Source organism: Sedimentibacter sp. zth1 (assembly GCF_017352195.1).
GTDB lineage: Bacteria > Bacillota > Clostridia > Tissierellales > Sedimentibacteraceae > UBA1535.
This window is the reverse complement of sequence record NZ_CP071445.1, coordinates 160,260-172,855: the sequence shown is the minus strand read 5'-3', so window position 1 is coordinate 172,855 and position 12,596 is coordinate 160,260. Positions and strand designations below refer to the sequence as shown.

At 28.5% G+C, this 12,596-nt stretch carries 14 protein-coding genes and 1 riboswitch; of the genes, 4 read left to right on the top strand and 10 right to left on the bottom strand.

Going from position 1 to position 12,596, the window contains the following annotated elements:
• Positions 1-59: 59 nt before the first annotated feature.
• Together JYG23_RS00895 and JYG23_RS00890 are read right to left on the bottom strand one after the other, a co-directional pair.
• Positions 60-1,262 carry a patatin-like phospholipase family protein gene (locus JYG23_RS00895; RefSeq protein WP_207236586.1) on the bottom strand — a complete coding sequence of 401 codons (1,203 nt, stop codon included), beginning with the start codon at positions 1,260-1,262 and terminating at the stop codon, positions 60-62.
• A 16-nt stretch (positions 1,263-1,278) separates the two neighbouring features.
• A complete protein-coding gene (locus tag JYG23_RS00890) occupies positions 1,279-1,716 on the bottom strand; it encodes an ACT domain-containing protein (RefSeq protein WP_207236585.1) in 438 nt (145 codons plus the stop codon).
• 167 nt (positions 1,717-1,883) lie between these two features.
• Between JYG23_RS00890 and JYG23_RS00885 the strand changes: the two genes are divergently transcribed.
• Entirely contained in the window at positions 1,884-3,056 is a 1,173-nt protein-coding gene (locus JYG23_RS00885) for a 1-deoxy-D-xylulose-5-phosphate reductoisomerase (protein WP_207236584.1), read from the top strand.
• 76 nt (positions 3,057-3,132) lie between these two features.
• Here JYG23_RS00885 and JYG23_RS00880 read toward each other — a convergent pair whose 3' ends face one another.
• The 3 genes from JYG23_RS00880 to JYG23_RS00870 all read right to left on the bottom strand — a co-directional run bounded on the left by JYG23_RS00880 (position 3,133) and on the right by JYG23_RS00870 (position 6,504).
• Complete coding sequence (locus tag JYG23_RS00880) at positions 3,133-4,377, bottom strand: ABC transporter ATP-binding protein (RefSeq protein WP_207236583.1); 1,245 nt, start codon at positions 4,375-4,377, stop codon at positions 3,133-3,135.
• An 11-nt stretch (positions 4,378-4,388) separates the two neighbouring features.
• Positions 4,389-5,417, bottom strand: coding sequence for an iron ABC transporter permease (locus tag JYG23_RS00875; RefSeq protein ID WP_207236582.1), 1,029 nt, complete (start codon positions 5,415-5,417; stop codon positions 4,389-4,391).
• A gap of 127 nt (positions 5,418-5,544) precedes the next feature.
• Positions 5,545-6,504, bottom strand: a complete 960-nt coding sequence (locus JYG23_RS00870; RefSeq protein WP_207236581.1) for an ABC transporter substrate-binding protein — start codon at positions 6,502-6,504, stop codon at positions 5,545-5,547.
• 88 nt (positions 6,505-6,592) lie between these two features.
• A riboswitch (cobalamin riboswitch) is annotated at positions 6,593-6,768 on the bottom strand.
• Positions 6,769-6,974: 206 nt separating this feature from the next.
• Between JYG23_RS00870 and JYG23_RS00865 the strand changes: the two genes are divergently transcribed.
• Complete coding sequence (locus JYG23_RS00865) at positions 6,975-8,282, top strand: folylpolyglutamate synthase/dihydrofolate synthase family protein (RefSeq protein ID WP_207236580.1); 1,308 nt, start codon at positions 6,975-6,977, stop codon at positions 8,280-8,282.
• Positions 8,283-8,411: 129 nt separating this feature from the next.
• On the opposite strand, the gene JYG23_RS00860 is transcribed toward JYG23_RS00865, so the two are convergent.
• The 4 genes from JYG23_RS00860 to acpS form a co-directional block, all read right to left on the bottom strand.
• Positions 8,412-8,762, bottom strand: coding sequence for a type II toxin-antitoxin system PemK/MazF family toxin (locus JYG23_RS00860; protein WP_207236579.1), 351 nt, complete (start codon positions 8,760-8,762; stop codon positions 8,412-8,414).
• 2 nt (positions 8,763-8,764) lie between these two features.
• The gene (locus tag JYG23_RS00855) at positions 8,765-9,040 is read right to left on the bottom strand and encodes a CopG family ribbon-helix-helix protein (RefSeq protein ID WP_207236578.1); all 276 of its coding nucleotides are present in this window, start codon (positions 9,038-9,040) and stop codon (positions 8,765-8,767) included.
• 130 nt (positions 9,041-9,170) lie between these two features.
• Positions 9,171-9,566 (bottom strand): hypothetical protein, encoded by a 396-nt coding sequence (locus JYG23_RS00850; protein ID WP_207236577.1) that lies wholly within the window; start codon positions 9,564-9,566, stop codon positions 9,171-9,173.
• Between the two features lie 189 nt (positions 9,567-9,755).
• The gene (gene acpS / locus JYG23_RS00845; protein WP_207236576.1) at positions 9,756-10,127 is read right to left on the bottom strand and encodes a holo-ACP synthase; all 372 of its coding nucleotides are present in this window, start codon (positions 10,125-10,127) and stop codon (positions 9,756-9,758) included.
• 95 nt (positions 10,128-10,222) lie between these two features.
• On the opposite strand from acpS, the gene upp reads away from it, so the two are divergent.
• Positions 10,223-10,855, top strand: a complete 633-nt coding sequence (upp, locus tag JYG23_RS00840; RefSeq protein WP_207236575.1) for a uracil phosphoribosyltransferase — start codon at positions 10,223-10,225, stop codon at positions 10,853-10,855.
• Between the two features lie 40 nt (positions 10,856-10,895).
• On the opposite strand, the gene JYG23_RS00835 is transcribed toward upp, so the two are convergent.
• Positions 10,896-11,414 carry a peptidylprolyl isomerase gene (locus tag JYG23_RS00835; RefSeq protein WP_207236574.1) on the bottom strand — a complete coding sequence of 173 codons (519 nt, stop codon included), beginning with the start codon at positions 11,412-11,414 and terminating at the stop codon, positions 10,896-10,898.
• 156 nt (positions 11,415-11,570) lie between these two features.
• Here JYG23_RS00835 and JYG23_RS00830 point away from each other — a divergent pair, with 156 nt between their 5' ends.
• Complete coding sequence (locus JYG23_RS00830; RefSeq protein WP_207236573.1) at positions 11,571-12,587, top strand: hypothetical protein; 1,017 nt, start codon at positions 11,571-11,573, stop codon at positions 12,585-12,587.
• Positions 12,588-12,596 lie beyond the last annotated feature (9 nt).

The window sequence follows — 12,596 nt, the reverse complement described above, 5'->3', positions numbered from 1 at the left end:
ATGTTTTTATTATGTTTATGCAAAAAAAACGCTAGTATCACTAACGTTTCTTAATTAATTCAAATAAACATCTCTCTAAATATTCTTATAACTAAATCATCCTTAACTGCTAACGATAAAATTTTATTTTGTCTAACAAAAGTTGGAATTTTTTTATTTACACTAAGAGGCTCTTTCTTGAATTTATCAATAACAATCTTGATAAAATCATCCGCATCATATATTTTAAATCTTTTAATATCACTATATTTTTCTGCAATACACTCAACTAGTCTCAGTATAATATCTTGATAATCAAATTTACCTTTCATCTCCAGTAAAGATTCTAGTCTTGGCAATATTTTTTCAAATAACATTCTATCAGTAGGTATATCTTCAAATCCTAATAATTTACCTATATTTATATATCTTTGTTCATTATTATCAAAATTATTGAGCAAATATTTCAAAAAGTTATTTTTATATTGCTTGCAATAATATTTATAACCCTTGAGCTGTTTAAATACCTTCATAGCATCATAATATCCTAAAGATATATTGGTTTTTGCTTTAAGTACGTCAAAATCTAAAATTCCGCCTAAATCCTCAACAGGTTGAATATATATAACATTTATTTCATCAGTATTCACTTTTTTGACTCTTCCAATTCCATATGTTCTGACTGCAATAAAATTCTTATATCCTTTTTTTTGCAAAACCCCAAATGGCAAATTATCATATGCTCCACCATCTAAAAAGAATTTTCCATCAACTTTTTGCATTTTAAATACTGGTAAATTAGAACTTGCAAGTATATAGTCAATGAGTTTACCCTTTGGAATATTTTCCTTCAAAATTTCTATAGGTTGCTTATCGGTTAAAGAAATTGTAACAATTCCAAAATCAAGTTTTGAATTTCTAACCTTTTCTTCATCTATGAAGCTACTTACTAGCTTTCTAATTTTTGATGTATCCAAGCCTTTGTTAGTTATTATATTCTTGGACAAATTAACAAAATATGATAAACTTATGTCAGCAAAATTTTTACTTTTTACATTTTCTATTTGTTCTTTATTAAATCCGAAAAGAGATTCTAAATCAATTTCATTCCAAATATCAACTAATTTATCATAATCTCCTTGAACAATAGCAGCACCGTTCAATGCTCCAATTGAGGTTCCTGCAACACCGTCTATTTTTATCCCTAAATCAAGCAAAGCCTTATATGCACCTACATGATATGCGCCCTTTGCTCCTCCACCTTCTAAAACAAGACCATACATTTAATATACTCCTTTATTATTCTATAGATAGTAGCTTAACACCATTTACATCATCTTTTTCTTCTATCTTGCTAATTAAATCATCTATTGAAATCAAAATGTCAGACATATCAATGGATATATTAACAGAAGCTTTACCATTGATTGGTATATTTTGATTCATAGTCAAAATATTCGCCTTTACAGTTGACAATAAATTTAAGACTTCAGACAAAACACCGCTTCTATGAGTAAGCATCAAAGCAATAACAGCTTTTCTTCCCATAGAATTTTCAGATGGTGAAAAAACGTAATCCTTATATTTATAATACGTACTTCTACTTATTCCAACTTTTTTTACTGACTCGCTTACACTCTTTACAGTTCCATCATTTATATAATTTCTAGCCTCTATCACCTTATCAAAAACATCTGGTAAAATTTCTTTATTTACAATTAAATATTTTTTTAACATTGAATTTTCTCCCCCAATAATGTAAAAGCTTTTATATATTATACATAATTTTATATGAATAATACAAGTTTTTTAACTAAAAATTGATTTCAAAGAAACATTATAGTATAATAATGTGGTGTATACACAAAAAATAAATAGAAATCAGCAAAGAGGTGCATAAAAATATGATTAGTATTAGCATTTTGGGTTCGACAGGCTCTATAGGTACACAGACATTAGATGTAGTTAGAGACAACCTGGACAAAGTAAAGGTATGTGCTATTTCAGGTAATAGCAATATTGAATTATTGAAAAAGCAAATTCTAGAGTTTAACCCTGAAGTATGTTCAGTTATGAATGGGATAAATGCTATAAAGCTAAGAAACATATTGCCTAAATTTTGTAAAACTGAAATTGTAACTGGTATGGATGGATTGATAAGTGTAGCAACACATTCTCAAGCACATATTATTGTTACTGGCATATCAGGTATGATTGGTCTTAGACCAACAATAGAAGCTATAAAACTAGGTAAAACTATCGCTTTAGCCAACAAAGAAACACTTGTTACGGGTGGAGAGTATATCATGCACTTAGCTAAGAAATACAAAGCTACAATTTTACCTGTTGATAGCGAACATAGTGCTATATTTCAAGCATTACAAGGAAACAAGCATGAAAGCATCAACAAACTTATATTAACAGCATCAGGAGGACCTTTTTTAGGTAAAAGTGAAAAAGAACTAGAAAATGTAACATTAGATGACGCACTTAACCACCCAACTTGGAAAATGGGTAGAAAAATAACTATAGATTCAGCCACTTTGATGAATAAAGGATTAGAAGTAATTGAAGCAAAATATTTATTTAATATTCCTGAAGAAAAAATTGAAGTAGTGGTTCATCCACAAAGTATAATACATTCTGCTGTTGAATATTGTGACCACTCGACTTTAGCACAAATGGGTTTACAAAATATGAGAATTCCAATTCAATATGCTCTTTTTTATCCTAAAAGGATAAAAAATAATTATGAAACATTATCACTTAGCAAAATAAAAAACTTAACCTTTGAAGAACCTGATAAAAAAACATTTAGGTGTTTAGATCTTGCTTATTATGCACTAAAGATAGGAGGAACACTTCCTACAATTTTAAACGCGAGCAATGAACTTGTAGTTAATCTATTTTTAGAAGGGAAGGTTAAATTTTTGGATATTCCTAAAATAATAGAAGTTCTTATGACAAAACATTCTGTAAAAAAAGTTGAATCAATTAACGATATTCTTGATGCAGAATTATGGTCAAAAATACAAATAGAAAACAAACAAGGTGTATTAAGTGGTTTGATTAACTAAATTTCAGTTTTTAAGACATAGACAATAAAAAACTAATAATCATTTTATTTTAATTGGATTATTAGTTTTTTTGTTTCTAATTCTTTTCTTCTACTAAATTGAATAGCTCTTTTAAATTCATTGCAACGCAAACATTTTTTTTGCTTTTTATTTTTCCAAGTATTTCTTCACATTTTCCGTTTACAAAATCTCTTTTGCTATTATATAAAATTATAATTTTTTTATCATCTAAATAGCTTAAAATTTCTATATTCTCAAAATTACCTTCACCTATTGCAACATCCGTTAAAATTACTATGTCGCTTTTTTTTATTAATTCTCTATTTTTTTCTATACTCTCTTTACTAAATGATGTAAAAGGTAGTTCTTTAACATATCTAATACTTAAATTTTTACATATTTCTAAATCGCTGTCTCCATCATTTAAAACACCACAGCTAACATTATATCTTTCAGAATAAAGCTTTTGAATTATATATTCTCCTGTTCCTCCACCGCAGATGACGTGAATATTTTTATTCTTATCGTCCTTAGCCCTTCTAGCTCTAAGAGCAACGACTTCCTTACAAGACAAAAGTTTATTTTCTCTAACAAGCATTTCCATATCATATACTTGCCTCAATACACTTTCATCTATTATATCATCTGGCGTGCCTATTTTTACAATACCTTCGTCACTCAGCAAAACAATTTTATCACTAAATCTACTAGATAAATTTAAATCATGCATAATAGTTAAAACTGTCAAATTATCCTCTCTATTAAGAGAATATATTAATTCTATTATATCTAACTGATGATGTATATCAAGATTTGATGTAGCTTCATCCAATACCAAAATACTAGTTTGCTGTGCAAGTGCCCTTGCTATAATGACTCTTTGCTTTTCACCACCACTAAGTTCATTAAAATTTTTGTCCTTCAAGTAAAATGTAGATGTTTTAATCAATGCATCTTGTATAATTTTTTTATCGTCGTATTGTGATTTACCAAATTTTTTAGTGTATGGATTTCTTCCCATTGCAACAATATCGTACACATTAAAATTAAAGCTTATATTGTACTCCTGAGGAACAAACCCAATCATACATGCTTTTTCTTTGTGTGAAATATTTTTTATACTTTTATGATTAATTAAAATGTCACCAGACTCAATGTCTATATTTTTCATAATACTTTTAAGTATTGTAGATTTTCCAGCTCCGTTTGGCCCAATTATGGTGCAAAATTCGCCTTTTTGTACATCAAAGCTAATATTATTCAAAACTGTTGTAGTACCATATTTTACTGATATATTTTTAACTTCAATAACATTTTCCACTTTTTACACCTCTAAAATAATTCTCTTTTTTTACTTCTAAGTAAATAAACAAAAAAAGGACCGCCAAGTATTGCAGTAACTAAACCAACAGGTATTTCTTGTGAGAAGACACTTCTTGCAAGAGTATCACAAATAACCATCAGTATTGCTCCAAAAATAAATGATAGTGGAAATAACTTTTTATGGTCAGGTCCAATAATCATTCTAGTTATATGAGGAATTATAAGTCCTACAAATCCAATTATACCAGATATAGAAACTACAAATGCTGTAACTATAGTACTTGTTACTAATAAAATCAATTTAACCTTTTCAACATTCACTCCTAAATTGCTTGCTGTTTCTTCGCCAAGTAAAATTAAATTTAAGTCTTTTGAATAATAAAATAATATTGCAAATCCTATAAGTACATAAGGCAAAATTGTTACTAGCTGTGACCAACCTTTACCAGAAAAAGAACCCATAGTCCAAAAGTATATTTTACTCAAATCATCACCTGCAAAAATCATTATCAAAGATGTAAAGGCTGTTAAAAAGTTTCCTACTGCAATACCACTTAAAAGCAAAGTAGTTATTGGCACTTTTTTACCAATTCTTGAAATAGAATATACCAAGAACATAACACCAACAGCACATGAAAAAGCTAATATAGTTATTATTGATAATCCAAAGAATTTAAATGTTATGTGCGATGCTATACCGATAGCTGCACCAAAAGCAGCACCCGATGATACACCAATAACATATGGATCTGCCATAGGATTTTTTAAAAGTCCTTGGTATGTAACACCAGCTATAGATAAGGCACCACCCACTATTAACGATACCAAAATCCTTGGAAATCTAACCTTCCATATTATTGTTATAGTAGAAGATTTCATATCTACTAAGTTTTTTTCAAGACCTAAAATTTTATTTATTATAATTTTAAATGAATCTCCAATACTTATATTTGCAGCACCAATACAGCTACAAATTAATACTGTTAAAAATAATACTACAATCGATATCAGAATAATTAATTTAGTATTTTTTTTCATTTTATCACGTCCCACTTATATTATATAAGCAATTTGCTAAAATTTAAATATATCTCTTCTTAAAAAAAAATTAAACTTATTAGCTTGGAATAGGGAGTTTAATAATTAGCTAATAAGTTAATTTATTTTATTTAAATGCTTCTGGATGAATTGCTTTTGCAACTAATTCTAATGCTTCCACAATTCTTGGTCCTGGTCTTGATGATATATCTTGATCTAAAAGATATATTTGATTATTCTTTATTGCATCTATTTCTTCAAATGCAACTCTTCCTTTTATATCATCAACTGTTTTAAATCCATCATCAGCTGATAAATATACTTGTGGATTTTCCTCTATTAATTTTTCTAAACTAAATTCTGCATATGCTGATTCAGCATCATGTGCAATATTTTCACAATTTGCTAAAGTAATTAAATCATCAATAAAACTTCCAGGCCCTGCAGTTTGAAGTGGATCATTCCAAACCTCATAAAAAGCAGTTTTTGAATCTTCACCTTTAATTTTGTCTAATATTTCTTTTTCCTTATCCTTCATCGCACTTACAAGTTCTATAGCTTTGTCCTTTGCATCTAGCATATTTCCGATAAATTCAATCTTTTTAAAAGTATCCTCATATCCTTTTGCATTTACTATAACAACTTGAATACCCGCGTCTTTTAATGTTTTTAAATCATCGTCTTTAATTTTATCAGAGATAAACAAATCAACATCTAGCTCTAATAATTTTTCAATATTCGGTCCAGTGTATCCACCAATAACTTGTTTGTTTTTTGTATCTTCTGGATAATTACAGTATTCAGTAACTCCAACTAATAAGTTATCTTTGCCAATCGCATATATTGTTTCTGTAATAGATGGAGCACCAGATGCGATTTTTTCTGGAGCCTTTTCAAGGGTTACCTCATTGTCTAAATCATCTTTAAATGTTAATGGATAAACACTTTTACTTTCTTCACCTACATTGTTAGTTTGATCGTTATTTTGATTTTCACTACCATTGTCATTTGTTTTCGTACAAGCAGCAAATGTTATAATCATACATACTGCTAATAAAATACATAAAACTTTTTTTGTAATTTTCATAATATACCTTCCTCTAAAAAAATAATCCTAACCTTGTTGGGTTAGGATAAAAGTACACAATTATACTATCATCACACCTTCCCACCGAAGGCTAATTCTCATTATAGGTAGGTCTCCTGGCTCGCGGATCATCCTCATTTTACCCTTCCCATTTTCAAAACAGTGGTTTGTAAAATTTGTACTCACTTACAGTAGCGGGGGCTGCAATGGCATTTACCATTTTCCCTATTATGTTTTATAAACACCTATAATTATTTAATTCACGTAAAGCATACCATATATATATTTATTTTGCAAGTAGTATATTTTATAAAACTAAATACAATATATTTCATCTATTTGTATTATAATTATAAATTTTATTTTTGAATTATTTATTTTATCTACTATAAATTATATTGCAAAAACAAATAAAATGCACTATTATAATAATTGTTACGATTTAATTATATTATAAGGAAGGTACTAAAATGAATTACGAAGAATCTTTAAAATATATAAGTGATACATACAAATTCGGTTCAAAACTTGGTCTTGAAAATATTAAAAGACTTACTGAATTATTAGGAAATCCTCAAGATAAATATAAAATAATACACGTTGCAGGCACAAACGGAAAAGGTTCTACTTGCAATATGATACATAATGTTTTAGTTAAGAGTGGTTATAAAGTTGGATTATTTATAAGTCCATTTTTGCAAGAGTTTACAGAAAGAATACAAATAAACAACAAACAAATAAATAGAGATTCATTGGCAAAAATAACTACTCTTATAAAAGACAAAATTGATATCATGCTTTCTGAGGGCTATAATCATCCTACAGAATTTGAAGTTGTTACTGCCATAGGATTTAAATATTTTGAAGAACAAAACATTGATTTTTTAGTATTAGAGGTTGGACTTGGTGGTAGATTTGATGCTACAAATGTAGTCAAATCATCTTTAATTTCTGTTATCACATCTATAAGCTATGACCATACTGAATATTTAGGTGATACACTAGAAAAAATTGCATTTGAAAAAGCTGGAATAATAAAAGAAAATAGCAAAGTAGTTGTTTATCCTCAGGGTAAAAATGTTGTTGATGTAGTTAAGGAACAAGCAAGAAAAAAACATTCTAATATATATGAATTAGACTCAAATAACATAAAAATATTAGATTCTACCATAGAAGGTCAAACACTAAACTACATAGATAAAAGAATTTTCAACTTAGATAATTTTAAAATTAATATGCTTGGTGAACATCAGGCTTATAACTGCCTCACAGTTTTAAAAGTTTTAGAGCTTCTAAAACAAGAAGGCTTCATTATAACTGAAAAAAGCGTAAAAGAAGGTCTGCTCAACTCTAAATTTGCCGGAAGATTTGAAATTATAAGAAAAAAGCCCACAATTATACTAGATGGTGGACATAATATCAATGGTGTTGAATATTTTCAAAAGGCTATAAAAAGATATTTTAAGGATAAAAAAATTATTTTGTTTTATGGAATGTTAAAGGATAAGCATCCAATTGATGTAATTGATTACTTGCTTGATATTTCAGAACAAATTTATACACTTACTCCAAATAATCCTGCTAGAGCAATGGATTGCAAAGATTTAAGGGATTTAATTGTCAAAAGAGGTACTAAAACAAAGGTAACTGCAATAGAAAAATATGAAGAAATATTACCTATTATTGATAAGATAGACAAGGACGATATTATTGCATGTGTAGGTTCATTGTACATGATTGGCGATATTCGTACTTTATTGCAAAATAACAATAGATAGAAAATGTGCTATTGCAAAACTAAAATATATAGTTTAGCAATAGCTATTCTTTTTTGTATTAATTTTCAAAAAAAGAAAGTTGCAAAACTATTTCTAAAATAGTTTTGCAACGCTCCCGTATGTATTGATTTAAAAATCAATTAGCCCTAAACTTATTTTAAGACAATCATCCACTTCTGACATTAGCTTTATATCAAATTTACCTATTTTTTCTTTTAACCTTTTCTTGTCAATGGTTCTGATTTGTTCTAAAAGAACAACTGAATCTTTTGGCAAACTGAAATCTTGAGAACTAATTTCAATATGTGTAGGCAACTTAGCTTTGTTAATTTGAGATGTGATGGCTGAAACGATAACTGTGGGACTATACTTGTTCCCTATATTGTTTTGTATTACTAATACCGGTCTAACTCCGCCCTGTTCTGATCCAATAACTGGACTTAGATCGGCATAGTATACATCTCCCCTTCTTACTATCAAATTTATTCACTTCCCAATAGTTTTGTTTCATAACTTAAAAAGTCTTCATAATCTCCCTTTGAATACTCTTCTGTAATGCTTTTATTAATATTACTCATTTCTAAATAACCGGCTCTCATTTTTTCTCTAATTTCTATCTTCCTTTTCTCTATCAAATAAAATCTAATAGATTTTCTAATAAAATCACTTCTGTTTGTATTATCATTCTTTGAAGCTATATCTAATTCCTTCAATAAATTTTCTGGAATTGATATTAAAATCTTTTTGTTATCAGCCAAATTATTCACCTCACAATTATACAATACTATTGTTACTCTCATTTTATCATAATTGCACAAAAAGTATAACGGTAATTTATGTATTTAACTGTAAAAGATGACTAGATATTAAGTTTAGTATACGTAACTATTATTTGTACAATTTGATTTTTTTATACTCAAAATTTTTATACAAAGAGTTTTCTTTATAAACCATCATTTTTCTAGGACTATAAGTTCCTTTTTTAAATTCTAAAACATACCTATATAAGCCAATATTTAGTTCGACGGTATTATTTGCTTTACTTTTAATTCCATTAAATTTACTTAGGCTTATTTCCTCTATTAAATAATTAAGTATAGGTAAATTACACTCTATTTGGTTGCTTTGAAACTTTTTATTTATAAATGTGCATTTTCCATCAGAGCAATTTATGAGAAAGTTAATATCATTATAATTTATGATAATCTTTGACTCCTCGTTATTATTTAATATTTTCATATCATATTTTATGTTTTGTTTATCAGAATCAGAATAGGTTGTCATCTCAATTTCTGCATAGTATTTTTCAGGTGCAATATATTCAACTTCTTTTGCACCACAACTACAAAGTAAAACACATATTATAACAACTAATAAACACTTTTTTATTTTATTTTCCTCCTACTTTGCTTACAAATCATCCAACAAAATACTATTATAATAAAATATATTATTAGCTACACAAATATATGCCTAATTTATTTCTGCTATAGCAATAGAAACCGCATATTCTTTTTCATGTGAAATAGATATATTGATTGAAACAATACATTTTTCTATTGATAATTTTAATGCATTATTATATAAAACAACATAAGGCCTTCCCGATTCATCATTTTGTATTTCTAAATCTGTAATATTAAAACCTGCTATACCAGTTCCTAATGCCTTGGAAATAGCTTCTTTTGCAGCAAAAATCCCAGCAGCAGTTTGTGGATTGTATTTCCTTCTATCCAAATAATCTTGTTCTTTTTTTGTATATACTTTATTTATAAAGTTTTTATTATTCAATAGCTTTTCTATCCTATTAATCTGAACTATATCAATTCCTGTACCAAAAACCATATTTTTACCTCTTTTTTATTAACTTTACTTGAATTATATAACACAAAATGATAAAATCAAACAGTAAAATAATTAAATTAACAAAGGAGTTAAATATGTACGAAAATGTAACCTTGATTACTCATCCACTTATTCAACATAAGGTATCAATATTAAGAGATAAAAATACTACTTCTAAAGACTTTAGAGAACTTGCAAGAGAAATTGCAATGTTAATGGCATATGAAGTTACACGAAACCTTCCACTTCAAGATAAAAAGGTTGAAACTCCAATTTCACCTATGGTAGGAAAAGAATTAGCTGGTTATGATTTAGCTATTGTTCCGATTCTTAGAGCAGGACTTGGTTTAGTTGATGGTATTCTTGATTTAATACCTAACGCAAAGGTTGGTCATATTGGATTATATAGAAACGAAGAAACTCTCGAACCAGTTGAGTACTACTGCAAATTACCCAAAGACATTGAAAACAGAACAGTTATTATAACTGAACCAATGTTAGCAACTGGCGGCTCGATGATTGGTGCTGTTAATTTATTGAAAAAGCATGGAGTAAAAAATATAAAATCTATGCATCTTATTTGTTCAAGAGAAGGAATTAAAAAGCTTGTAGAAGTTCATCCAGATATTGAAATCTATACACCCGTTATAGATGAAATAATAAATGAATGTGGATATATAGTTCCTGGACTTGGTGATGCAGGAGATAGATTGTTCGGTACAAAATAAAAAAAATGCTACAAATATAAAAAATATTTGTAGCATTTTTTTATTTTGTTTCAGGCTCTTCGTAATTTTCTCCAAAAGTATCTATGGTTACACATTTTAATTTAACTTCTTGCTTTGGTCTGTCATTTCTGCCAGTTTTACAAATAGCTATTTTATCAACTACATTCATACCTTCAATAACTTTACCAAACGCAGCATATTGACCATCAAGATGTGGTGATGCTTTGTGCATAATAAAAAATTGCGAACCTGCTGAATCTGGATCCATAGCTCTTGCCATTGACAAAACACCTGCATTATGTGCTAAATCATTTTTAAAACCATTCGAAGTAAATTCACCTTTAATAGTATATCCTGGTCCTCCAGTTCCTGTACCATTTGGGCAACCACCTTGAATCATAAAGTTTTCGATAACTCTGTGAAATATTTTTCCATCATAAAATCCCTTTTTAACTAATGATATAAAATTTTTAACTGTATTTTCAGCTATTTCTGGATAAAGCTCAGCTTTAATTATATCTTCATTTTCAAACTCAAATGTAACTACTGGTAATTTCATAAAACCCTCCTAATTTTTGTTGTTAATACATAGTATTACTTTACATTATTATTATGATTTTTTCAATATATATTATTATATTTTCCCTTACTTGTAACAAGAAAAACTAATTAGAATATATTAAAGTAATAATTACAATGAGGAGGTTTATTAAGCATGACTAATGCAAATAACTTTAATACAAATTGCAAGTCACCTTGCAATCCTAACAACGAAGTATCACCAGCAAATAACATAATTAGAGAAAGCTGTTGTACAGGTCAATCAGGTTGCCTTTGGGATGGAGATTTAAATAGTTTAGTTCTTGAACCAATATATGTACAAAAAGTATACGATTCTGCTTTGTTTAATTTACAAGGTATTTCATATGCAGAAGGACAACAGTTTTCACCAAAACTACCTGTTGGTTCAACAATAGTGAAAATAAATTATATTAATATTACAAAATATTTTGATCCTACAGATTGCAACAATGAAAATAACTTCAAAATAAAACCTTGTACTACACTTCAAGGTGCTCAGTTTGTTCAATGCTGCGACTGTGATGAAAAAGTAGTAGGCCCTGACGGAAGATTATCAGAAAAAATAATATACGCAGATACTTCTGCTTGTGACTCAAGTGGAAGAGGAACACCTGTATTTGGTAGCCAAAATATCAAATTAAAAGGTATGGTTATTATAGAAATGAGCATAGAATACATCGATCCAGAAGTTGGTGGATGCCCTATACCTCAAGTATTAACAGGTTGCTTTACAGTTGTAGCACCAGGATCAGGCGGAGATTTAGTATTAACTAATTTCTTTGAATTATGCATTCCTTCAGTTTTTGATGGAGCATTTTACCCTAGATTTACAGAGCTTTGCAATGCATCATTAACAGGAAGACTTATGACTAATAATCTAGTAAGAGATGTGACAGTTTTACCAGATGGAACAGTTGTTGCAAACATACTAATTTCTATTTGTATATCTTGTGAAAAGAAAATTGTTGTTCCAGTTCAGTTGTGTGTATTATCCACAGGATTTACACAATTATCACCTGACTCAGGAATGATTTGTGGTTCATTCCCATCACTTTTCCCTAAACAGATAGACGAAAATAGCGTATCGAATGTAGGTGGAAGTAATAATGGTTGTGGAAAACATCCTTGCTGCAACCAAACACAATTATAATATTAGTTA

What these genes read in the sequence shown, in the direction of transcription:
- JYG23_RS00895 (WP_207236586.1), bottom strand. Translation starts at nt 1,262, where the DNA reads ATGTATGGTCTTGTTTTAGAAGGTGGAGGAGCAAAGGGCGCATATCAT.
- JYG23_RS00890 (WP_207236585.1), bottom strand. Translation starts at nt 1,716, where the DNA reads ATGTTAAAAAAATATTTAATTGTAAATAAAGAAATTTTACCAGATGTT.
- JYG23_RS00885 (WP_207236584.1), top strand. Translation starts at nt 1,884, where the DNA reads ATGATTAGTATTAGCATTTTGGGTTCGACAGGCTCTATAGGTACACAG.
- JYG23_RS00875 (WP_207236582.1), bottom strand. Translation starts at nt 5,417, where the DNA reads ATGAAAAAAAATACTAAATTAATTATTCTGATATCGATTGTAGTATTA.
- JYG23_RS00870 (WP_207236581.1), bottom strand. Translation starts at nt 6,504, where the DNA reads ATGAAAATTACAAAAAAAGTTTTATGTATTTTATTAGCAGTATGTATG.
- JYG23_RS00865 (WP_207236580.1), top strand. Translation starts at nt 6,975, where the DNA reads ATGAATTACGAAGAATCTTTAAAATATATAAGTGATACATACAAATTC.
- JYG23_RS00850 (WP_207236577.1), bottom strand. Translation starts at nt 9,566, where the DNA reads ATGACAACCTATTCTGATTCTGATAAACAAAACATAAAATATGATATG.
- acpS (WP_207236576.1), bottom strand. Translation starts at nt 10,127, where the DNA reads ATGGTTTTTGGTACAGGAATTGATATAGTTCAGATTAATAGGATAGAA.
- upp (WP_207236575.1), top strand. Translation starts at nt 10,223, where the DNA reads ATGTACGAAAATGTAACCTTGATTACTCATCCACTTATTCAACATAAG.
- JYG23_RS00835 (WP_207236574.1), bottom strand. Translation starts at nt 11,414, where the DNA reads ATGAAATTACCAGTAGTTACATTTGAGTTTGAAAATGAAGATATAATT.
- JYG23_RS00830 (WP_207236573.1), top strand. Translation starts at nt 11,571, where the DNA reads ATGACTAATGCAAATAACTTTAATACAAATTGCAAGTCACCTTGCAAT.